Source organism: Pseudomonas mandelii (assembly GCF_900106065.1).
GTDB classification, from domain to species: domain Bacteria; phylum Pseudomonadota; class Gammaproteobacteria; order Pseudomonadales; family Pseudomonadaceae; genus Aquipseudomonas; species Aquipseudomonas mandelii.
The window spans coordinates 1,746,977-1,768,277 of record NZ_LT629796.1 but is presented as its reverse complement, the minus strand read 5'-3'; the positions used below and the strand labels follow the sequence as shown (position 1 = coordinate 1,768,277).

17 protein-coding genes are annotated in these 21,301 nt (G+C 60.5%); 11 read left to right on the top strand and 6 right to left on the bottom strand.

All coding sequences use genetic code 11. The features are described 5' to 3' along the window. Positions 1-71: 71 nt before the first annotated feature. From hslU to BLU63_RS07900, 5 genes are all read right to left on the bottom strand, one after another. On the bottom strand, positions 72-1,409 hold the full coding sequence (hslU, locus tag BLU63_RS07920; RefSeq protein ID WP_010464452.1) for an ATP-dependent protease ATPase subunit HslU: 1,338 nt from the start codon (positions 1,407-1,409) through the stop codon (positions 72-74). A 55-nt stretch (positions 1,410-1,464) separates the two neighbouring features. Beyond that, positions 1,465-1,995: an ATP-dependent protease subunit HslV gene (gene hslV, locus BLU63_RS07915; RefSeq protein ID WP_007899242.1), complete on the bottom strand. Its 531-nt coding sequence runs from the start codon at positions 1,993-1,995 to the stop codon at positions 1,465-1,467. A 232-nt stretch (positions 1,996-2,227) separates the two neighbouring features. Then, positions 2,228-2,935, bottom strand: coding sequence for an SPOR domain-containing protein (locus BLU63_RS07910; RefSeq protein WP_010464446.1), 708 nt, complete (start codon positions 2,933-2,935; stop codon positions 2,228-2,230). A gap of 1 nt (position 2,936) precedes the next feature. Continuing rightward, a complete protein-coding gene (gene argS, locus BLU63_RS07905; protein ID WP_083375231.1) occupies positions 2,937-4,673 on the bottom strand; it encodes an arginine--tRNA ligase in 1,737 nt (578 codons plus the stop codon). A gap of 236 nt (positions 4,674-4,909) precedes the next feature. Beyond that, positions 4,910-7,129, bottom strand: a complete 2,220-nt coding sequence (locus BLU63_RS07900) for a primosomal protein N' (protein ID WP_010464441.1) — start codon at positions 7,127-7,129, stop codon at positions 4,910-4,912. Positions 7,130-7,417: 288 nt separating this feature from the next. Between BLU63_RS07900 and rpmE the strand changes: the two genes are divergently transcribed. The 3 genes from rpmE to BLU63_RS07885 all read left to right on the top strand — a co-directional run bounded on the left by rpmE (position 7,418) and on the right by BLU63_RS07885 (position 9,917). Then, entirely contained in the window at positions 7,418-7,651 is a 234-nt protein-coding gene (rpmE, locus tag BLU63_RS07895) for a 50S ribosomal protein L31 (protein ID WP_083375230.1), read from the top strand. A 14-nt stretch (positions 7,652-7,665) separates the two neighbouring features. Then, positions 7,666-8,469: a thermonuclease family protein gene (locus tag BLU63_RS07890; protein WP_083375229.1), complete on the top strand. Its 804-nt coding sequence runs from the start codon at positions 7,666-7,668 to the stop codon at positions 8,467-8,469. Positions 8,470-8,648: 179 nt separating this feature from the next. Continuing rightward, positions 8,649-9,917 (top strand): malic enzyme-like NAD(P)-binding protein, encoded by a 1,269-nt coding sequence (locus BLU63_RS07885; RefSeq protein WP_010464435.1) that lies wholly within the window; start codon positions 8,649-8,651, stop codon positions 9,915-9,917. Positions 9,918-10,170: 253 nt separating this feature from the next. Here the strand turns inward: BLU63_RS07885 and BLU63_RS07880 are convergent, their stop codons facing one another. Next, a complete protein-coding gene (locus BLU63_RS07880) occupies positions 10,171-12,615 on the bottom strand; it encodes a penicillin-binding protein 1A (protein ID WP_371859411.1) in 2,445 nt (814 codons plus the stop codon). A 217-nt stretch (positions 12,616-12,832) separates the two neighbouring features. Between BLU63_RS07880 and BLU63_RS07875 the strand changes: the two genes are divergently transcribed. From BLU63_RS07875 to BLU63_RS07840, 8 genes are all read left to right on the top strand, one after another. Continuing rightward, entirely contained in the window at positions 12,833-13,897 is a 1,065-nt protein-coding gene (locus tag BLU63_RS07875) for a pilus assembly protein PilM (protein WP_010464432.1), read from the top strand. Further along, entirely contained in the window at positions 13,897-14,463 is a 567-nt protein-coding gene (locus BLU63_RS07870) for a PilN domain-containing protein (protein ID WP_010464430.1), read from the top strand. Before BLU63_RS07875 ends, BLU63_RS07870 begins: the two co-directional genes overlap by 1 nt. After that, positions 14,460-15,083, top strand: a complete 624-nt coding sequence (pilO, locus tag BLU63_RS07865; protein ID WP_010464427.1) for a type 4a pilus biogenesis protein PilO — start codon at positions 14,460-14,462, stop codon at positions 15,081-15,083. The genes BLU63_RS07870 and pilO overlap by 4 nt, the downstream gene beginning before the upstream one ends. Further along, on the top strand, positions 15,080-15,607 hold the full coding sequence (locus tag BLU63_RS07860; RefSeq protein ID WP_010464425.1) for a pilus assembly protein PilP: 528 nt from the start codon (positions 15,080-15,082) through the stop codon (positions 15,605-15,607). Before pilO ends, BLU63_RS07860 begins: the two co-directional genes overlap by 4 nt. Before the next feature lie 13 nt (positions 15,608-15,620). Next, positions 15,621-17,702, top strand: a complete 2,082-nt coding sequence (gene pilQ, locus BLU63_RS07855; protein ID WP_083375227.1) for a type IV pilus secretin PilQ — start codon at positions 15,621-15,623, stop codon at positions 17,700-17,702. A gap of 4 nt (positions 17,703-17,706) precedes the next feature. After that, complete coding sequence (aroK, locus tag BLU63_RS07850; protein ID WP_010464421.1) at positions 17,707-18,225, top strand: shikimate kinase AroK; 519 nt, start codon at positions 17,707-17,709, stop codon at positions 18,223-18,225. A 151-nt stretch (positions 18,226-18,376) separates the two neighbouring features. Continuing rightward, positions 18,377-19,477: a 3-dehydroquinate synthase gene (aroB, locus tag BLU63_RS07845; protein WP_077747614.1), complete on the top strand. Its 1,101-nt coding sequence runs from the start codon at positions 18,377-18,379 to the stop codon at positions 19,475-19,477. A 10-nt stretch (positions 19,478-19,487) separates the two neighbouring features. Then, positions 19,488-21,086, top strand: a complete 1,599-nt coding sequence (locus BLU63_RS07840; protein WP_083375226.1) for an SPOR domain-containing protein — start codon at positions 19,488-19,490, stop codon at positions 21,084-21,086. Positions 21,087-21,301: the final 215 nt, after the last annotated feature.

The following is a 21,301-nucleotide window of genomic DNA, read 5'->3' as shown; positions in this document are numbered from 1 at the left end:
CCTCGGGCGGAAAGCTACAAGCTGCAAGCTTAACTCGATAAGCTTGACGCTTGTAGCTTGCAACTTGAGGCTTACAGAATGTAGCGGGACAGGTCTTCGTTCTGTGCCAATTCGCCAAGGTGACTGTTGACGTAATCGGCGTCGATCAGGATCGCCTTGTCGTCATGGGCGCTGGCCAGGTCGCCGGCGCTGAACGACACTTCTTCGAGCAAGCGTTCGAGCAAGGTGTGCAGGCGACGGGCACCGATGTTCTCGGTCTTCTCGTTGACCTGCCAGGCGATCTCGGCAATACGCTTGATGCCGTCCGGCTGGAACTCGATGACCAGGCCTTCGGTTTTCAGCAGGGCGCAATACTGCTCAGTGAGCGACGCATGCGGCTCGCTGAGGATGCGCTCGAAATCTTCCGGCGTCAGCGCCTTCAGCTCGACACGAATCGGCAGGCGACCTTGCAGCTCCGGCACCAGGTCACTTGGCTTGCTCAGGTGGAACGCACCGGAAGCGATGAACAGGATGTGGTCGGTCTTGACCATGCCCAGCTTGGTGTTGACGGTGCAGCCTTCGATCAGTGGCAGCAAGTCACGCTGCACGCCTTCACGGGATACGTCGACGCCACCGGAGTTGCCGCGCTTGGCGACTTTGTCGATTTCATCGATGAACACGATGCCGTGCTGCTCGACCGCTTCCAGCGCCTTGGCCTTCAACTCTTCATCGTTGACCAGGCGGCTGGCTTCCTCGTCACGCACCAGTTTCAGCGCTTCCTTGACCTTGATCTTGCGGTTTTTCTTTTTGCCCTTGCCCATGTTGGCGAACAGGCTCTGCAACTGGTTGGTCATTTCTTCCATGCCCGGTGGCGCGGAGATGTCGACGCCGGCCATTTCGGCGACTTCGATTTCGATCTCCTTGTCATCCAGCTGACCTTCGCGCAGGCGCTTGCGGAACAGCTGGCGGGTGTTGGAGTCGGCGGACGGGGCGTCGTCATTGTTGAAGCCCATGCGTGCCGGTGGCAGCAAGGCGTCGAGGATGCGTTCCTCGGCGGCGTCTTCGGCGCGGTGGCGAACCTTGGTCATTTCCTGTTCGCGCAGCAGCTTGATCGCCGCGTCGGCCAGGTCACGAATGATCGATTCGACATCGCGACCGACGTAGCCGACTTCGGTGAACTTGGTCGCTTCGACTTTGATGAACGGCGCGTTGGCGAGTTTGGCCAGGCGACGGGCGATCTCGGTTTTACCGACACCGGTCGGGCCGATCATCAGGATGTTCTTTGGCGTTACTTCAACGCGCAGCTCTTCGGGCAGCTGCATCCGGCGCCAGCGGTTACGCAGCGCGATGGCGACGGCGCGCTTGGCATCGTCCTGGCCGATGATGTGGCGATTGAGTTCGTGGACGATTTCACGGGGAGTCATGGACATAGTAATTGGCGGTCCTCAAGCAAAAGTGAGCCGTGGCACTAAGGCCGGAACAGGCTTACTCGGCGAGGTCCTGCTCCTCAATGGTGAAGGTGTGGTTGGTGAATACGCAAATGTCGCCGGCGATACCGAGTGCGGTTTCGACGATTTCCCGGGCCGACAGATCGGTTTTCTTCAGCAGCGCGCTGGCGGCGGCCTGGGCGTAACCGCCACCGGAACCCATGGCGATCAGGCCTTCTTCGGGTTCGACCACGTCGCCGTTGCCGGTGATGATCAGGGAGGCGTCTTTGTTCGCGACGGCGAGCATGGCTTCGAGGCGGCTGAGGGAGCGGTCAGTGCGCCATTCTTTGGCGAGTTCGACAGCGGCGCGAACCAGGTGGCCCTGATGTTTCTCAAGCTGGCCTTCAAAACGCTCGAAGAGGGTGAAGGCGTCAGCGGTGGCCCCGGCAAAACCGGCGATGACCTGGCCGTGGTACAGGCGACGAACTTTCTTCGCGTTGCCTTTCATCACGGTATTGCCGAGAGAAACCTGGCCGTCGCCGCCCATGACGACTTTGCCGTGGCGGCGAACTGAAACGATGGTGGTCAAGGGAGAGTCTCCACGCAGCGGGGCGAAAATGCCTTATGCCAACTCATATGGGGGTGGCGATGCGTTTTTCAACTGCGGGGCGGGAGAGGGGACGAGCGGTGTTGCGCGGGGAAGGGTGTGTTGGCTGTTCTGGCGCCTTCGCGGGCACGCCTCGCTCCTACAGGGAATCACGCAATCCTTGTAGGAGCGAGACTTGCCCGCGAAGAACGATAACGCGGTGCCCCTGACGAAATCAGCGGTTCTGGCGTTGTTGTAACAACAGGTTGCTGAAGCCGGCGCCGGACAGTTGTTTCTGCGCCGTGGTCAGCTGTTCGCGATTGCTGAACGGCCCGACCAGCACTCGATACCAGGTTTCGTCTTTGACTGTGCCGGATTCAACCGCCACCGCCTGGCCCAGCAGGATGATCTGCGCCCGAACCTTGTCCGCGTCAGCTTCCTTGCGGAACGAACCGGCCTGAAGGAAGAACTTGGTCACCGGAGCCGCCTTGGACACCGGTGGCGCTGGCGGCGGCGTGATCCCGGCCAGTGCCGCCTGGGCTCGCGCAGTATCAATCTTCGCTGCTTGCTCTGGCGTGACCGGCGTGGTCGGAATTGCCGGCACTTGTGGCGTCGGCAGGGTTTTCTCCGGCACGGCATCCGGCGGCACGATCACTTCCGATTCCGGCAGCAGGGTGTAGAAGTCGTACTTCGGCTTCACCGGTTGCGTCGGGCTCGGCGGGGTCTTGTTGGCCTCGGCGATCTTGGTGGCTTTCTGCTGTTCGATCTTCTCGCGCTTGACGCTCTCGCTGCCCTTGCCCGGTTCCAGTTTCATCAGGAACACAATGAACGCGCCGACCGTCAGGCCGATGGCCATCCAGAGCCAGCCCGGGATCGGTTGCTTTGCAGGAGCTTGGTAACGGCTGGCGCCACGCTTGGGTGCAGGTTTTTTCTTGGCAGCCAACTTACATACGCTCCAGAGTTTCCAGACCCAAGAGTTCCAGGCCTTGCTTGAGAGTGCGGCCGGTCAGCGCGGCGAGGCGCAGACGGCTTTGCATTTGCGCCGGGGTGTCGGCGCTGAGAATCGGGCAGTTCTCGTAGAAGCTGGAGAACAGGCCGGCGACATCGTACAGGTAGGTGCACAGAATGTGTGGCGTGCCTTTTTCGCACACGTTGTTCAGCACTTCGCCAAATTGCGCGAGCTTGGCTGCCAACTCGTGTTCGTGTGCTGCTTCGAGGACGATCTGGCCTTCGACTTCACTGAAGTCCTTGCCGAGTTTGCGGAATACACCGGCCACGCGGGTGTAGGCGTACAGCAGGTACGGAGCAGTGTTGCCTTCGAAGTTCAGCATCAGGTCGAAGTTGAAGCTGTAGTCGCTGGTACGGTGCTTGGACAGGTCGGCGTATTTCACTGCGCCAATGCCCACGACCCTGGCGATGTTGCGCAATTCGTTTTCGGCCAGCTCCGGGTTCTTGTCTTTCACCAGGGTGTAGGCGCGTTCCTGGGCTTCGGTCAGCAGATCGATCAGCTTCACGGTGCCGCCATCACGGGTCTTGAACGGACGGCCATCGGCGCCGTTCATGGTGCCGAAGCCCATGTGTTCCATTTCCATCGGGTGCGTCACGAAGCCGGCCTTGCGGGCGACTGCGAACACTTGCTGGAAGTGCAGCGCCTGGCGCTGATCGACGAAGTACAGCGCGCGGTCAGCCTTGAGTTTGCCGCTGCGATAACGCACGGCTGCCAGGTCAGTGGTGGCGTAGAGGTAGCCGCCATCGGCCTTGACGATGATCACCGGCAGCGGGTCGCCGTCGGCGTTCTTGAATTCGTCGAGGAACACGCACTGGGCGCCATTGCTTTCGACCAGCATGCCGGCGGCCTTGAGGTCGTTGACCACGTTGATCAGGTCGTCGTTATAGGCGCTTTCGCCCATCACGTCGGCCATGGTCAGTTTGACGTTCAGCAGTTCGTAGATTTTCTGGCAGTGCGACAGCGAGATGTCCTTGAACTTGGTCCACAGGGCCAGGCAGTCCGGGTCGCCGGCTTGCAGCTTGACCACCAGACCACGGGCGCGATCGGCGAACTCTTCGGATTCGTCGAAGCGTTGCTTGGCGGCGCGGTAGAAGTTTTCCAGGTCGGACAGTTCCTCGCTGGTGATCGGGTTTTCTTGCAGGTAAGCCATCAGCATGCCGAACTGGGTGCCCCAGTCGCCGACGTGGTTCTGACGGATGACGTCGTCGCCGAGGAACTCCAGAACGCGTGCCACGCCGTCGCCAATGATGGTCGAACGCAAGTGACCGACGTGCATCTCTTTGGCCAGGTTCGGGGCTGACAGGTCGACCACAGTGCGCTGCACCGGGCCAGCTTTGCGCACGCCGATGTGGTCGTCGGCGAGGGCGGCATCCAGGCGAGTGGCCAGGGCATCAGTGTTCTGGAAGAAATTCAGGAAGCCCGGGCCGGCGATTTCGGTCTTGGTGACGTTTTCATCAGCCGGCAGCGCAGCGATGATTTTCTCAGCCAGGTCACGCGGCTTCATGCCGGCCGGTTTGGCCAGCATCATCGCGATGTTGCTGGCGAAGTCGCCGTTCTTCTTGTCACGGGAGTTTTCCACCTGGATCGCCGGCGACAGGCCTTCAGGCAACACACCTTCGTTGACGAGTTGGGTGATGGCTTGTTGGATCAGCTGGCGAATGGTGTCTTTCATGGTGTTCTCTTTCGACCGCAAGCGCGGCGGCGCTTCGATGCGCTAGTGGAAAAACTGGGCATTATCCGTTGCGAAGACGGGCTTGCCAACTATAGCGGGCAGGTTATGGATATGTGGTGACAAATCGGGCCTCTTCGCGGGCCAGCCTCGCTCCTACAGATTTGTGTCGTTCACAATATTGGCAAACGACTCTCCCCCTGTAGGAGCGAGCCTTGCTCGCGAAGGCGATCGACCAATCAATACAAATCGACGGGATCCACATCCAGCGACCAACGCACCGCCCGCCCGCTCGGCATCTGCTCCAGCGCCAGCAACCAGCTACTCAGCAGCCGATGCAACGGCGCCCGGGCCGTGGCTTGCAACAACAACTGCGCACGATAACGCCCGGCCCGGCGCTCCATCGGAGCCGGCACCGGGCCGAGCAGCTCAATACCGGTCAGATTCTGCTCAGCCAGCAAGCGCTCGGCCTCGCTACACGCTTCATCGAGAAAACCTTCGGCCTGTCCCGGTTTATGCGCTTCGGCCCGTAGCAACGCCAAATGCGCAAACGGCGGCAATCCTGCCGAGCGGCGTTCGCTCAAGGCCTGTTCGGCAAAGGCGAAATAGCCTTGTTCGGTCAATTGCACCAGCAGCGGATGATCGGCCAGGTGCGTCTGGATAATCACCTTGCCCGGCTCTTCTGCCCGCCCGGCCCGGCCTGCCACCTGAACGATCAACTGTGCCATGCGCTCGCTGGCGCGGAAGTCGCCAGAGAACAATCCACCGTCGGCATCGAGAATCGACACCAGCGTTACCCGTGGAAAGTGGTGCCCTTTGGCGAGCATTTGCGTGCCCACCAGAATGCACGGCTGGCCTTTCTGGATGGTGGCGAACAACTGATTCATCGCGTCCTTGCGCGACGTACTGTCGCGGTCGACCCGCAGCACCGGGACGTCCGGGAACAGAATCGCCAGGCGCTCTTCTGCGCGTTCGGTGCCGGCACCCACCGGCCGTAAATCGACCTTGCCGCACTTCGGGCAATGCCGCGGCACGCGTTCCACGTAGCCGCAATGGTGGCAGCGCAATTCGCCGGAGCGCTGGTGCACGGTCATCCGCGCATCGCAGCGCTGGCACTCGGACATCCAGCCGCAGTCATGACACAGCAGCGTCGGCGCAAAGCCGCGACGATTCAGAAACACCAGGACTTGCTGGCCAGCCGCCAGCGTCTGGCCGATGGCTTGCTGCATCGGCCCGGAAATACCGCTATCCAGCGGACGGCTTTTTACATCGAGACGCAGGAATCGCGGTTGTTTGGCGCCGCCAGCACGCTCGTTCAGGCGTAGGAGCCCATACCGACCGGTGTAGGCGTTGTGCAGGCTTTCCAGTGAAGGCGTGGCGGAGCCGAGGACAATCGGGATGTTTTCCTGCCGCGCGCGCACCAAAGCCAGATCGCGGGCGTGATAGCGCAGGCCTTCCTGCTGCTTATAGGAGCCGTCGTGCTCTTCGTCGATGATGATCAGGCCGGGATTTTTCATCGGCGTGAACAGCGCCGAGCGGGTGCCGATAATGATGTCGGCGTCACCGTCCCGGGCCGCGAGCCAGGCCTCGAGGCGCTCCCGATCATTGACTGCCGAGTGAATCAGGGCGATGCGCGCATTGAAACGCTGCTCGAAGCGCGCCAGGGTTTGCGGGCCGAGGTTGATCTCCGGGATCAGGACCAGCGCCTGCTTGCCGGCTTCGAGCGTTTCGCGGATCAGCTGCAGATAGACTTCGGTCTTGCCGCTGCCGGTAACGCCGGCCAGCAGGAACGCATGATAACTGTCGAACCCGGCGCGAATCGCTTCATACGCGGCACGCTGCTCAGGGTTGAGCGGCAATTCCGGTTGCGCCAGCCAATGTTCGTGGCGGGCGCCGGGAGCGTGCTTGCGGATTTCCACCTGCACCAGATCCTTGGCCAGCAGCAGATCCAGGCTGTCCTTGCTCAGCATCAGTTTGCTCAACAACTGATGGGCCACGCCGTGAGGGTGCTGGGCCAACGTGGCCAGGGCTTCGCGCTGGCGCGGGGCACGGGCGATACGCGGATCATCCAGGCTGGCACCGGGCGCGGCGGACCAGAAGCGTTCCTGGCGCGCCTCGGCCAATTCGCCCTGGCGCAGCAACACTGGAAGCGCCCAGCTCAAGGTGTCACCGAGGCTGTGCTGGTAATACTGCGAGGTCCACAGACACAGCTTGAACAGTGCTGGCGGTAGCGGCGGGGTGGCGTCGAGCAGGGCCAGCGCCGGTTTGAGCTTTTCCACCGGGACTTCGCTGGTGTCGGTGACCTCCACCAGAATCCCGATCATCTCCCGCCGGCCAAACGGCACCCGCAGGCGCATGCCCGGTTGCAACTGGGCGCGCAGGATCCCGGCCGGGGCACGGTAATCGAACAGGCGGCGCAGCGGCGAAGGCAGGGCGAGGCGCAAAATGGCGTCGGGCACGCGGGGATCTCGATAAACGGGCAGTAAAAGAAGTCGGACGCATACTAATTGTGGGAGTGGGCTTGTTCGCGAATGCGTTGGGTCAGACACCTCATCGCTGGCTGGCAGGCCGTATTCGCGAGCAAGCCCGCTCCCACAAGGGGCACATATCAGGCGGGGAGCCTAGCAGACGGTCGGTAGAAGCGACAGCTTGCGCGATTGGCATTGTCTGGTAGAATCCGCGGCCTAATTACGTGCGGTATTCAACAATAGTGTTGAGTGGCGGCACGCTAGCTCGAGGAAGACACCATGAAAGCCGAAATCCATCCAAATTATCCAGTCATTGCTGTTACTTGCAGCTGTGGCAACAAGTTCGAAACCCGTTCGACCTTCGGCAAAGCTCTGCCGATCGACGTTTGCAACGAATGCCACCCGTTCTACACCGGTAAGCAGAAGACTCTGGATACTGGCGGTCGTGTACAGCGCTTCGCAGACCGTTTCGGCGCTTTTGGCAAAACCAAAGCTCCTGCTGCTGCAGAGTAAGGTTGAAAAGCCCCATGGGCTTTACCTTGCTAACGAAAAAGGCGTCCCTCGCGGGCGCCTTTTTTGTGTCCGCGATTTGGCTGTCCGGCGCCCAGGCCTTCTGCCCGGTGCCGAGCGGGCTTACACCCGTCGCGGTGCAGCGTGTGGTGGATGGCGACACTTTGCGCCTGAGCGATGGCCGCAGTGTGCGCATGATCGGCTTGAATACGCCTGAGCTGGGCAAGCAGGGCCGTTCCGATGAGCCGTTCGCCGTGGTCGCGCACAAACGCCTGGAAGCGCTGGTGGCGGCCAGCGACGGGCGCGTGGGTTTGCGTCCCGGTAAAGAGAGCAAAGATCATTACGGTCGCACGCTGGCCCATGTCTATGGCGCCAATGGCGCCAACCTCGAAGCGCAGATGCTCGCCGAGGGCCTTGGTTTTCAAGTGGCGGTCGCGCCGAATGTCGATTTGGTCAGCTGTCAGCAAGCCGCCGAACGCAGTGCCCGTCAGGCCGGCCTTGGCCTGTGGCGGCAATCCCCTGTACTGAAAGCGGAGCAGATCAACGCCTCCGGTTTCGCCGTGCTCAGTGGTCGTGTGAGCAAGGTTCAGCGCAATCGCGGCGGAGTTTGGATTGAGTTGCAGGACGCGGTTGTATTGCGCGTTGCACCCAATTTGCTCGGGCAGTTCGATGTTGCATCGCTTGAGCGGCTCAAGGGCAAGCAGATTGAGGCGCGTGGCTGGGTCGTGGATCGATCGCGTCGGGGCGGCTTGAAACCCGGGCAGGCACGCTGGCTTCTGCCGCTGACCGATCCGGCGATGCTGCAAGCGGCGCCTCGATAAAAAATTGTAGACATTTTTTATGGCGATTGTGAACAGTCTATCCCTTGTGTTCCGCGGCTCTTGGCCCAAAGTCGTAGGGCAGGGCGCTTGACAGGGGTGACCGGTCAGTCTTGTGGGGACTTTGCGACACGCGTATCCTCGGCGGTCCGTCTGTCCAACAGTAAAAGCGGAATGCCCACATGTCTGATTTGAAAACTGCCGCTCTCGAATATCATGCCCATCCTCGTCCAGGGAAGCTGAGTGTCGAGCTCACCAAGGCCACCGCTACCGCCCGCGACCTGTCGCTGGCCTACAGCCCCGGCGTAGCCGAACCAGTACGCGAAATCGCCCGCGATCCTGAACTGGCCTACAAATACACCGGCAAAGGCAACCTGGTTGCAGTCATTTCCGATGGCACCGCGATTCTCGGCCTGGGTAACCTCGGCCCATTGGCTTCCAAGCCAGTCATGGAAGGTAAGGGCGTGTTGTTCAAGCGCTTCGCCGGCATCGACGTTTTCGACATCGAAGTCGACTCCGAAAGCCCGCAAGCCTTCATCGACACCGTCAAGCGTATCTCCATCACCTTCGGCGGCATCAACCTGGAAGACATCAAGGCACCTGAGTGCTTTGAGATCGAGCGCGCTCTGATCGAACAGTGTGACATTCCAGTGTTCCACGATGACCAGCACGGCACCGCAATCGTTACCGCGGCCGGCATGATCAACGCCCTGGAAATCGCTGGCAAAACCCTCGCTGACGCCAAGATCGTCTGCCTGGGCGCCGGTGCGGCCGCCATCTCCTGCATGAAATTGCTGGTGAGCATGGGCGCCAACATCGAAAACATCTTCATGGTTGACCGTACCGGTGTGATCCACTCCGGCCGTGACGACCTGAACCAGTACAAGGCTGTCTTCGCTCACGCGACCGACAAGCGCACCCTGGCTGACGCCCTGACCGGTGCTGACGTGTTCGTTGGCCTGTCCGGCCCGAACCTGCTGAGTGCTGAAGGCCTGAAGTCCATGGCGGCCAACCCGATCGTGTTCGCCTGCTCGAACCCGGATCCGGAAATCGCCCCGGAACTGGCGCACGCCACCCGTGACGACGTGATCATGGCGACCGGCCGTTCGGACTACCCGAACCAGGTCAACAACGTATTGGGCTTCCCGTTCATCTTCCGCGGTGCCCTGGACGTTCGCGCCAAGCGCATCAACGAAGAAATGAAAGTGGCAGCGGCCAACGCCCTGCGCGAACTGGCCAAGCTGCCGGTTCCTCAGGAAGTGTGCGACGCCTATGGCGGCATCAAGCTGGAATTCGGTCGTGAGTACATCATTCCGAAGCCAATGGATGCCCGCCTGATCACCGTGATCTCCGATGCCGTGGCCAAGGCCGCCATTGAGACCGGCGTAGCGACCCTGCCGTATCCGAAGAACTACCCGCTGAAAAGCGTGGATGACGTGTTCAACGGCTAAACCGTTGTAGCGCTTCAACCGAAAGCCCCGGCTCAATTGAGTCGGGGCTTTTTTTTGTCTGTGGTTTTTGTGGTGTCTGTAAGGATCTCTTCGCGGGCAAGCCTCGCTCCTACAGGGGCAAGCGCTGGGAACTTTCCATGTCCGTAGGAGCGAGGCTTGCCCGCGAAGAGGCCCTCAAGGACGAAGCAAAACCTGCAGGCCATAAAAAGCCCCGCTCTTCTTGAGAAGGCGGGGCTTTTGCGTTGCGCTACGATCAGAACAGATCGATTGGCGCTACTTCGTCCGCTGGCAGCGGGCTGCCCGGCGCATTGCCGTTACCCAGTTCATTCACCGACGGAGGCGTGTCCTCGGCCTTGAACAGCTCGAAGTACGCGCCTGGCGTGCCTGGGCTGGCCGCACGGCCGCTGACGGGGTCAACCCGCAAACTGAGAATGCCTTCCGGCTCTGGTTGAGTGTGAGGCGGCTTGTCCTTGAGCGCGGCCGCCATGTAGTTCATCCAGATCGGCAGCGCGACGGTGCCACCGAACTCGCGCTTGCCCAGGCTTTCAGGCTGATCGAACCCGGTCCAGACGGTGGTTACGTAATCGGCGTTGTAGCCGGAGAACCAGGCGTCCTTGGATTCGTTGGTGGTACCGGTCTTGCCCGCAATGTCACTGCGACCCAAGGCCAGTGCGCGGCGGCCGGTGCCGAGTTTGATCACGTCCTCAAGCATGCTGTTGAGGATGTAAGTGGTGCGACCGTCGACGATGCGTTCGGCCACGGCCGGCGTTTGCGGCGTAGTGCCGGGTGCGGCTGGAGCTTCCCCTGGAGTCGCATTGACCGTGAATGCCTGGGCGTCGGTCGGTGCGGCGATGCCGTTGGTCACTGCGGCGCCCTGAGGAACGCTCGGCGGGTTGGCGACGAACAGCGTGTCGCCATTGCGGCTTTCGATCTTGTCGATGATGTACGGGCTGATTTTGTAGCCACCGTTGGCGAAGGTGCTCCAGCCGGTGGCGATTTCCATTGGCGTCAGGGTCGCGGTGCCCAGGGCCAGGGACAGGTTGCGCGGCAGGTCCTGCTTGTTGAAGCCGAACTTGCTGATGTAGTCGATGGTGCGATCGATGCCCAGCGCCTGCACCAGACGGATCGACACCAGGTTGCGCGACTTGTACAGCCCTTCACGCAGGCGGATCGGGCCGAGGAAGGTGTTGGTGTCGTTCTTCGGGCGCCAGACCTTGTCCAGGTATTCATCGACGAACACGATCGGCGCATCGTTCACCAGGCTGGCGGCGGTGTAGCCGTTATCCAGCGCGGCGCTGTACACGAAGGGCTTGAAGCTCGAACCCGGCTGACGCTTGGCCTGCATGGCGCGGTTGTAGTTGCTCTGCTCAAAGGCGAAACCACCGACCAGCGAGCGAATGGCGCCGTTCTGCGGATCAAGTGACACCAGCGCGCCTTGCGCTTGCGGGATCTGGCTGAACTTCAGCGAATTGTCCGGTTGGCGCTGCACGCGAATCAGGTCGCCGACCTGAGCCACGTCCGAGGGCTGCTTCGGATTGGCGCCCATGCTGTTGGTGTTCAGGAACGGACGCGCCCATTTCATGCTGTCCCAGCCGACGTGTTCTTCGCCGGTGCGGGTCAATACTTGCAGGCCAGTCTTGTCGACCTGAGTGACGATGGCGGGCTCAAGGCTGCTGATGGTCCGCTGTTTGGTCAGTTCGGTGGCCCAGGCCTCGCGAGTCTTGCCCGGCAGGCGCGACTCGGGACCGCGATAGCCGTGACGCTGATCGTAGGTCATCAAGCCTTCGTGCAGCGCGGTGTTGGCCATTTCCTGGAGATTGCTCGGCACCGTCGTGGTCACGCGAAAACCTTCGGTGTACGCATCGCTGCCATAGCGGCCGACCATTTCGGCACGGGCCATTTCAGCAATGTACGGCGCGTTCACTTCCGGCGTCGGCACGTGGTAGCTGGCGTTCAGCGGTTCGTTGATCGCAGTGGTGTAGTCGGCTTCGGTGATTTTGCCGAGCTTGTACATGCGCCCCAGGATCCAGTCGCGACGTTCCTTGCTGCGGGCCGGATTGGCCAGCGGGTTGAAGCGCGAAGGGGCTTTTGGCAGGCCGGCGATCATCGCCATCTGCGCCAGGCTGACATCACGAATCGATTTGCCGTAGTAAACCTGCGCGGCGGCTTCGATGCCATAGGCGCGGTTACCCAGGTAGATCTTGTTGACGTACAGCTCCAGGATTTCGTCCTTGGTCAGCTGCCGTTCGATCTGCAGGGCCAGGAGGATTTCGGTGGTTTTGCGCGAGAAGCTGCGTTCGCTGGTCAGGAAGAAGTTCTTCGCCACCTGCATGGTGATGGTGCTGCCGCCGGACTGGATGTGTCCGCTTTTTACCAACTGGGTTGCAGCGCGCATCAAGCTGCTGGGATCGACGCCGTAGTGGTTGGCGAAATTGTCGTCTTCAGCACTTAGTAACGCATTGATGAAATTGGGGGGAATGTCGGCGAAACGGATTGGTGTGCGGCGCATCTCGCCAAATTCTGCGATCAACTTGTTGTCGCTGCTGTATACCCGCAATGGAATCTGCAACTGGATGCTTCGCAGAGCCTCCACAGATGGCAATCCCGGACTAAGGTAAAGAAACGCGCCGCTCAGACCAAGGAGCAGTCCGCAGAAAACGGCGACGATGGACCAACCGAAAAATTTCAGCAGACGAATCAAGGCTTTGGGATATCCAGGGCAAAGAATGAATTGGGCAACAGGGTTCAGATAACAGGGAACGACCCGCGCTTGCAGTAAAAACCGGAAAAAATCGCTGGGCATTATAAGCATTTTTCCGTCGAGGGCGTCATTTGCGCTGCTGTCAAGACGGGTGGTTTGAACGCAATGGGTATTACAGAGTCCGTAAGACACGGATAGTCATAGGGAATTGGTAGTGCTAGGACTCTTCAATAAAAAAGCCAATACGCTTCTGGGCATCGACATCAGCTCCACGTCGGTGAAGTTGCTTGAGCTAAGTCGCCAGGGTGAGCGTTATCGGGTCGAGGCCTATGCGGTCGAGCCCTTGCCTACCAACGCAGTGGTCGAAAAAAATATCGCCGAGCTCGAAGGCGTGGGCCAGGCACTCGCGCGCGTGCTGCTCAAAGCCAAAACCAACCTCAGGAATGTCGCCGTGGCCGTCGCCGGTTCGGCAGTCATCACCAAAACCATCGAGATGGACGCAGGTCTTTCCGACGACGAGATGGAAAACCAGCTGAAGATCGAGGCCGATCAGTACATCCCCTATCCATTGGATGAAGTCGCCATCGACTTCGAAGTCCAGGGCGTGTCGGTGCGCAACCCCGAACGGGTCAATGTGCTGCTGGCGGCCTGTCGCAAGGAAAACGTGGAGGTGCGTGAAGCCGCCCTGGCGCTGGCCGGCCTGACCGCGCGAGTGGTGGATGTCGAGGCCTATGCGCTTGAGCGGTCGTTCTCCTTGCTGGCGGGGCAACTGGCGGTCTCTCAGGAGGGGCTGACCGTGGCGGTGGTCGACATCGGTGCGACCATGACCACCCTGAGCGTGCTGTACAACGGGCGGATCATCTACACCCGGGAACAATTGTTCGGCGGTCGTCAGCTCACGGAGGAAATCCAGCGTCGTTATGGCCTGACCGTCGAGCAGGCGGGGTTGGCGAAGAAGCAGGGCGGGTTGCCGGATGACTACGTCAGCGAAGTCTTGCAACCGTTTCGCGATGCGCTGGTGCAGCAGGTTTTCCGGTCGTTGCAGTTCTTCTTCGCATCCGGTCAGTACAACGCGGTCGATCACATCCTGCTGGCTGGCGGTACCGCGTCGGTCCCGGGGCTTGATCGCCTGATCGAGCAGCGGTTGGGCACGCCAACCCAGGTGGCCAATCCGTTCTCCGACATGGCATTGAGCAGTAAGGTCAACGCCGGGGCCCTGGCGAGCGATGCGCCAGCACTGATGATCGCTTGCGGGCTCGCCCTCAGGAGTTTCGACTGATGGCACGGATCAATCTTTTACCTTGGCGCGAAGAGCTGCGTGAAGAGCGTCGCAAGCGCTTTTTGCTGGCACTGGTCGGCGTATTGGTGTGCTCGGTGGGCGCGATTTTTATCGCGGACCAGGTCATCAGCAGCGCCATTGACCGACAAGTGGCCCGTAACGAATACATCGGCAAACAGATTGCCGTGGTCGACGAGCGTATCAAGCAGATCAGCGACCTGAAGTCCCGTCGCCAGCAGCTCGTCGAGCGCATGCGCATCATTCAGGACCTGCAAGGTAACCGTCCGATCAGTGGACGGATTTTCGACCAGTTGGCGCGTACCCTGCCTGACGGGGTGTATTTCACCGAAGTGAAAATGGCCGGAAAAACCCTGTCCATTACCGGTGCAGCGGAATCGAACAATCGTGTTTCGGACCTGATGCGCAATCTGGATGCGTCCGACTGGTTCGATGCGCCGAGTCTCACGGAAGTCAAAGCCACCACCGCCGGTCAGCTGGATCAGGCCAACGTCTTTCAGTTGACCGTCCGTCAGACTCAGCCCGCCGTTGTGGAGGCTGGCAAATGAGCCCCTCGGAATGGTTCGAAAGCCTGCGCAAGATCGACATCAACGATCTGGACACCAACAACATGGGTTCCTGGCCGCCAGCGATCAAGGCCCTGGCGGGCGTCTTGCTCATGGTTCTGGTGTTGACCCTCGGCTACACCTTTTACATCAGCGATCAGGAAGATCACCTCGGACTCAAGCGTGAAGAGGAGTCGACCCTCAAGGAGCAATTCGCGAACAAGGCGCACATGGCGGCAAACCTGGAGCTGTATACCCAGCAGATGAAAGAGATGGAGAACTCTTTTGGCGTGTTGCTGCGGCAATTGCCCAGCGATACCGAGGTGCCCGGGCTGCTGGAGGACATCACCCGCACCGGCCTCGGTAGCGGGCTGGAGTTCGAAGAGATCAAGCTGTTGCCGGAGGTTGCCCAGCAGTTCTACATCGAACTGCCGATCCAGATCACCGTGACGGGTGCCTATCACGACCTGGCGACGTTCGTCAGTGGCGTGGCCGGGTTGCCGCGGATCGTTACGCTGCATGATTTCGACCTTGCGCCAGCCGACCCCGAGGGCGGGCCGAAACTACGCATGAGCATCCTTGCCAAGACCTATCGCTACAACGACAAGGGGTTGCAGAAATGAACCCGATTCGTTGCGTGTCGATGGTTGTGTTGCTCGCCGGCCTGGCCGGTTGCGGCAACGGCAATGACGTCGGCGACCTCGACGCCTTCATGAATGAAGTCCGTCTGCGGCCGCCGGGCAAAATTGAACCAACGCCGACATTCCGGTCTTACCCAACGTTCACCTATAACGCTGCCAACCTGCGCAGCCCGTTTTCTCGGCAGGTCAGGGTCGATCTGGCGGGGCAGAAGCGCGGCTCGCGCAACGTCAAACCCGACCCCAACCGGGCCAGGCAATACCTCGAAGGTTTCAACATCGAGCAGTTTGAAATGGTCGGCACGATCTCCAATGCCACCGGCTCCTTTGCGCTGTTGCGCGGGGCAGGCGGGGTGCATCGGCTGAAAGTCGGCGATTACCTGGGGCGTAACGATGGACGGATCGTCGCCATCAGCGGCTCGCAAGTCGATGTGGTCGAAATCGTTCCCGACGGCGAAGGCGCCTGGCTGGAACGGCCACGAACCATCCCTTTGAAAGAGCACTCATAGTGGAACTCGAATAATGAACAGGATTTTCTCAACCCTCGGTATCTCGCTATGGATAGCGTTGCTGTCGCCGATGGTACAAGCGGCCAACCTCAAAGCGCTGGATGTTGCTGCGCTGCCGGGTGATCGTGTCGAGTTGAAGTTGTCTTTCGATGGCCCGCCCCCACAACCTCACGGTTATACGACCGAGTCGCCGGCACGAATCGCGCTGGATCTGCCCGGGGTGGTCAATCAGCTTTCGAGCAAGAGTCGTGAGCTGGGTGGTGGCAATGCCCGTAGCGCGACGGTGGTGGAAGCCAAGGACCGGACGCGGCTAATCATCAATCTGACCCAGTTGACCCCGTACAGCGCCCGTGTCGACGGCAACAACCTGATTGTGGTGGTCGGGCAAGGCGCCAATAACAAAACGCCTCGGCCGACTACCCGCGCGCCTCGCGCCGCGACTGCAATGCCCGCCCCGACGAAAGCCTATGCGCCCGTGGGCAAAGCCATTCGCGGTGTGGATTTCCAGCGCGGTACGCAGGGTGAAGGCAATGTAGTGATTGATCTGTCGGATCCGTCCATCGCCCCGGACATCCAGGAGCGCGACGGAAAGATCATCCTGGGATTCGCCAAAACCCAATTGCCAGAACCGTTGCGCGTGCGCCTGGACGTCAAGGATTTCGCCACCCCGGTGCAGTTCGTCAATGCCAGCGCCGCGGGGGATCGGGCCACGATCAGTATCGAGCCCAGTGGAGCCTTCGATTATTCGACCTACCAGACCGACAACAAGCTGACGGTCAGCATTCGGCCAATGACCGTCGACGACCTGCAAAAGCGCAACGCCGAACGTTTTGCCTATACCGGTGAAAAACTCTCGCTGAATTTCCAGGACATCGATGTGCGTTCGGTGCTGCAACTGATCGCTGATTTCACCAACCTCAATCTGGTGGCCAGCGACACGGTGCAGGGCGGCATCACCTTGCGTTTGCAGAACGTGCCGTGGGACCAGGCGCTGGACCTGGTGCTGAAAACCAAAGGCCTGGACAAGCGCAAGATCGGTAACGTCCTGCTGGTGGCGCCGGCCGATGAAATCGCCGCGCGTGAACGTCAGGAACTGGAATCGCAGAAGCAGATTTCCGAGCTCGCGCCTTTGCGTCGCGAATTGCTGCAGGTCAACTACGCCAAGGCCGCCGACATCGCCAAGCTGTTCACGTCGGTGACCAGTGCCGAAGCGAAAATCGACGAGCGGGGTTCGATCACGGTTGATGAACGGACCAACAACATCATTGCCTACCAGACCCAGGACCGACTCGACGAACTTCGTCGCATCGTCGCGCAACTGGATATCCCGGTGCGTCAGGTGATGATCGAGGCGCGAATCGTCGAAGCCAACGTCGACTACGACAAAAGCCTCGGCGTGCGCTGGGGCGGTTCGGTGCAGAACAAGGGCAACTGGAACACATCCGGCGTCAGCAATGGCTCGTCGACCACTATTGGTACTCCGGGCAGCACCAGCACCAACTCGCCGTTTGTCGACCTGGGCGCTGCGGGCAACACCTCGGGGATCGGCATCGCCTTCATCACCGATAACGTGTTGCTGGACCTGGAGCTGACCGCAATGGAGAAGACCGGTAACGGCGAAATCGTCTCACAACCCAAGGTGGTCACGTCCGACAAGGAGACCGCGAAAATTCTCAAGGGCACCGAGATTCCCTATCAGGAAGCCAGTTCCAGCGGTGCCACGTCGGTGTCGTTCAAGGAAGCGTCGCTGTCCCTTGAGGTCACGCCGCAGATCACCCCGGACAACCGGATCATCATGGAGGTCAAGGTGACCAAGGATGAGCCGGACTACCTGAACAAGGTCCAGGATGTACCCCCGATCAAGAAAAACGAGGTCAATGCCAAGGTCCTGGTCAATGATGGCGAGACCATCGTGATTGGTGGGGTTTTCTCAAATACTCAGAGCAAGGTTGTAGATAAGGTGCCATTTCTCGGTGATGTGCCGTATCTTGGCCGCCTTTTCCGGCGTGATGTGGTTTCGGAGAAAAAATCCGAGCTGCTGGTATTTCTCACTCCGCGTATCATGAATAACCAGGCGATTGCTGTGAGTCATTGATTCTGTGCGAAATTTGATTCTTGTTGGACCGATGGGGGCTGGAAAAAGCACCATCGGCCGGTTGCTGGCCAAAGAGCTGCGCCTGCCGTTCAAAGATTCCGATAAGGAAATTGAATTGCGCACGGGCGCCAATATCCCGTGGATTTTCGATAAAGAAGGCGAACCGGGCTTTCGTGACCGCGAGCAGGCGATGATTGCCGAGCTGTGCGGCTGCGACGGCGTGGTGTTGGCGACCGGTGGTGGTGCGGTGATGCGCGAAGCCAATCGTCGGGCGTTGCACGCCGGCGGTCGGGTGGTCTATCTGCATGCCTCTGTCGAGCAGCAGGTCGGCCGCACGTCCCGCGATCGCAATCGCCCCTTGTTGCGCACCGCTGATCCGGCCAAGACCCTGCGGGATCTGCTGGCGATCCGCGACCCGCTGTATCGGGAAATCGCTGACCTGGTGGTTGAAACCGATGAGCGGCCGCCGCGAATGGTCGTGCTCGATATTCTCGAACGCTTGCAGCAACTACCTCCCCGTTAAAGCGAGGCGCGAAATGCGCTATCCTCGGCGTCCTGTCACGACTGCTCATGGTTGTGGCGGATGGCTACCGAACGGCGTCACACCAGCAGACGCCGTGGACATTCGTTAATTCAAGGCAGGACGCCTGATTCCATCTTCACTGTGGGGACACATGCAGACACTCAAGGTCGATCTAGGCGAGCGCAGCTACCCGATTCATATTGGCGAAGGTTTGTTGGATCAGCCGGAACTGCTGGTACCGCACATCCGCGGACGGCAAGTGGCGATCATCTCAAACGAGACCGTTGCGCCGCTCTATCTCGAACGTCTGACCCGCAGCCTCGCGCAGTTCTCGGTGATTTCCGTGGTGCTGCCCGACGGCGAAGCCTTCAAGACCTGGGAAACCCTGCAACTGATTTTCGACGGCCTGCTGACTGCACGCCACGACCGCCGTACCACGGTGATCGCCCTCGGTGGCGGTGTGATTGGTGACATGGCCGGTTTCGCGGCTGCCTGCTATCAGCGCGGTGTCGATTTCATCCAGGTCCCGACCACGTTGCTGTCGCAAGTCGACTCCTCGGTGGGCGGCAAGACCGGGATCAACCATCCGCTGGGCAAGAACATGGTCGGCGCGTTTTATCAGCCGAACGTCGTGCTGATCGATACCGCGACCCTCAACACCCTGCCGGCCCGCGAACTCTCTGCGGGGCTGGCGGAAGTCATCAAGTACGGGCTGATCTGCGACGAGCCATTCCTGACCTGGCTCGAAGAAAACGTCGATCGCCTGCGCGCCCTGGACCAGGTCGCCCTGACGTATGCCATCGAGCGTTCCTGCGCCGCCAAGGCTGAAGTGGTCGGTGCCGACGAGAAGGAAACCGGTGTTCGTGCCACGTTGAACCTGGGCCACACCTTCGGCCACGCTATCGAAACCCATATGGGCTATGGTGTCTGGCTTCATGGTGAAGCCGTCGCTGCTGGCACCGTAATGGCTTTGGAAATGTCCGCGCGATTGGGCTGGATCAGCGAGCAAGAACGCGATCGCGGTATTCGCCTGTTTCAGCGTGCCGGCCTGCCGGTCATCCCGCCTGAAGAGATGACTGAAGCCGATTTTCTAGAACACATGGCAATTGACAAGAAAGTGATCGACGGTCGTTTACGCCTGGTGCTGCTGCGCCACATGGGCGAAGCGGTGGTGACCGACGATTATCCGAAAGAAGTTTTACAGGCCACGCTGGGAGCGGATTACCGCGCCCTGGCTCAGCTTAAAGGTTAATAAGATCCCGATGACTAGTTTGCATGCCGACGAGGCTTTCCTCGGCCATTACCAGTTGAGTCATGACCCTTTTGCTCCACGGGTGCCTGGCTTCAAATTCTTCCCGGCCCAGCGCAAACCGGTGCTGGGGCAGCTGCATCATCTGGCGCGCTATAGCCAGTTGCTGCTGGTGGTCACCGGCCCGCAGGGCAGCGGCAAGACCCTGTTGCGCCAGGCCCTGGTGGCCAGCACCAACAAGCAATCGGTGCAAAGCGTGGTGGTTTCCGCCCGTGGCGCTGGCGATGCGGCCGGCGTGCTGCATCAGGTGGCACAGGCGCTGAATGTTGCCCAGGCGGAGGTCAATGCGATTCTTTCGCAGGTCGTGCAACTGGCGCTGACCGGGCAGGAAGTCTATTTGCTGGTCGATGACGCCGAGCAGCTCGACGAATCCGCGCTGGAGGCCTTGCTGGCCCTGGCCGCCGGTGCGCCGGAAGGTCGTCCGCATGTGTTTCTGTTCGGTGAGTCGTCGCTGATTGCGCAACTGGACGCGCTGAGCCTCGAGGAAGAACGCTTCCACGTCATTGAGCTGCAGCCTTACACCGAAGAAGAAACCCGCGAATACCTGGACCAGCGGCTCGAAGGCGCCGGCCGGGGTATCGAACTTTTTACCGCAGATCAGATCTCTGATATTCACGAAAGCTCCGACGGCTGGCCTGGCAACATCAACCAGGTTGCCCGCGATGCAATGATCGAAGCCATGATTGCCAGCCGCTCAGCGGTCAAGCGTCCAAGTATGGGGTTCAACATGCCGAAGAAACACGTATTGGCGATTTCCGCCGTCGTCGTGGTCGCGGTAGCCGCCGCCTGGTTGATGCCGGGCCGCAGCAAAGCACCGACCACCGGCGCGCCGGCCAACGAACAGGCGCAACTGCCGCTCGGCCAGGGCACGCCACAACCTAATAGCGGCGGGGCACCTTCCGTCGAATTCGCCGGCAATTCGCAGCCGATGCCATTGCCGCTGGTCGGCAACTCGCAACCGGTCATGCGCGGTCCGCTGGCCGAAGCCGCCGGTGGCATCACCGAAGGCGACGACGGTGTGCCGGTCGAAGGTTCCAGCGCTACACCGCCAACCGTGACCACCACTGCGCCGCCGGCGGGCATCCAGCCTGGCCCTGCGCCGACGCCTGCCGCCAAACCGGTGCCTGCGCCGACTCAGGTTGCGACCGCCAAGCCAGTCCCGACTGCGCCAGCCGTGAAGCCGGCCCCAGTGCCAGCCAAGCCAGCCGCCGTGGCCACCGCCAAGCCTGTCGAGAAGCCAGCCGCCGCTCCTGCGAAAGGCGCTGGTGGTACCTGGTACGCCGGGCAGCCTACCAGCAACTATGTGGTGCAGATCCTCGGCACCAGCTCCGAAGCGACCGCGCAAAACTTCGTGAAAGAGCAGGGCGGCGAGTACCGTTACTTCAAGAAAGTCCTCAACGGCAAGCCGCTTTACGTCATCACCTACGGTAACTTCGCCAACCGCGATGCAGCCCTGACCGCCATCAAGGCCTTGCCAGCGAAGGTTCAGGCTGGTAAACCTTGGCCTCGCACTGTCGCCAGCGTCCAACAGGAACTGGCAACAACTCGCTGAAGATTCGGCGGCCTTACCCAGGCCGCCTCTCCAAGCACCTCAAAATTTCTACAAGTGCATGCCGCCTCTACAGGCCGCGTGCCTTGTGGTGTCTGCGTCACAGTAGTCTTTGAGTCGTTGCGGTCAAAATTAAAAAAGTTTTGACTAGCACAGCAGATCGCTTTAAACCTTTCACAAATGCGACATAGATTTGCGACAGTTCGTCGTCAAATTTG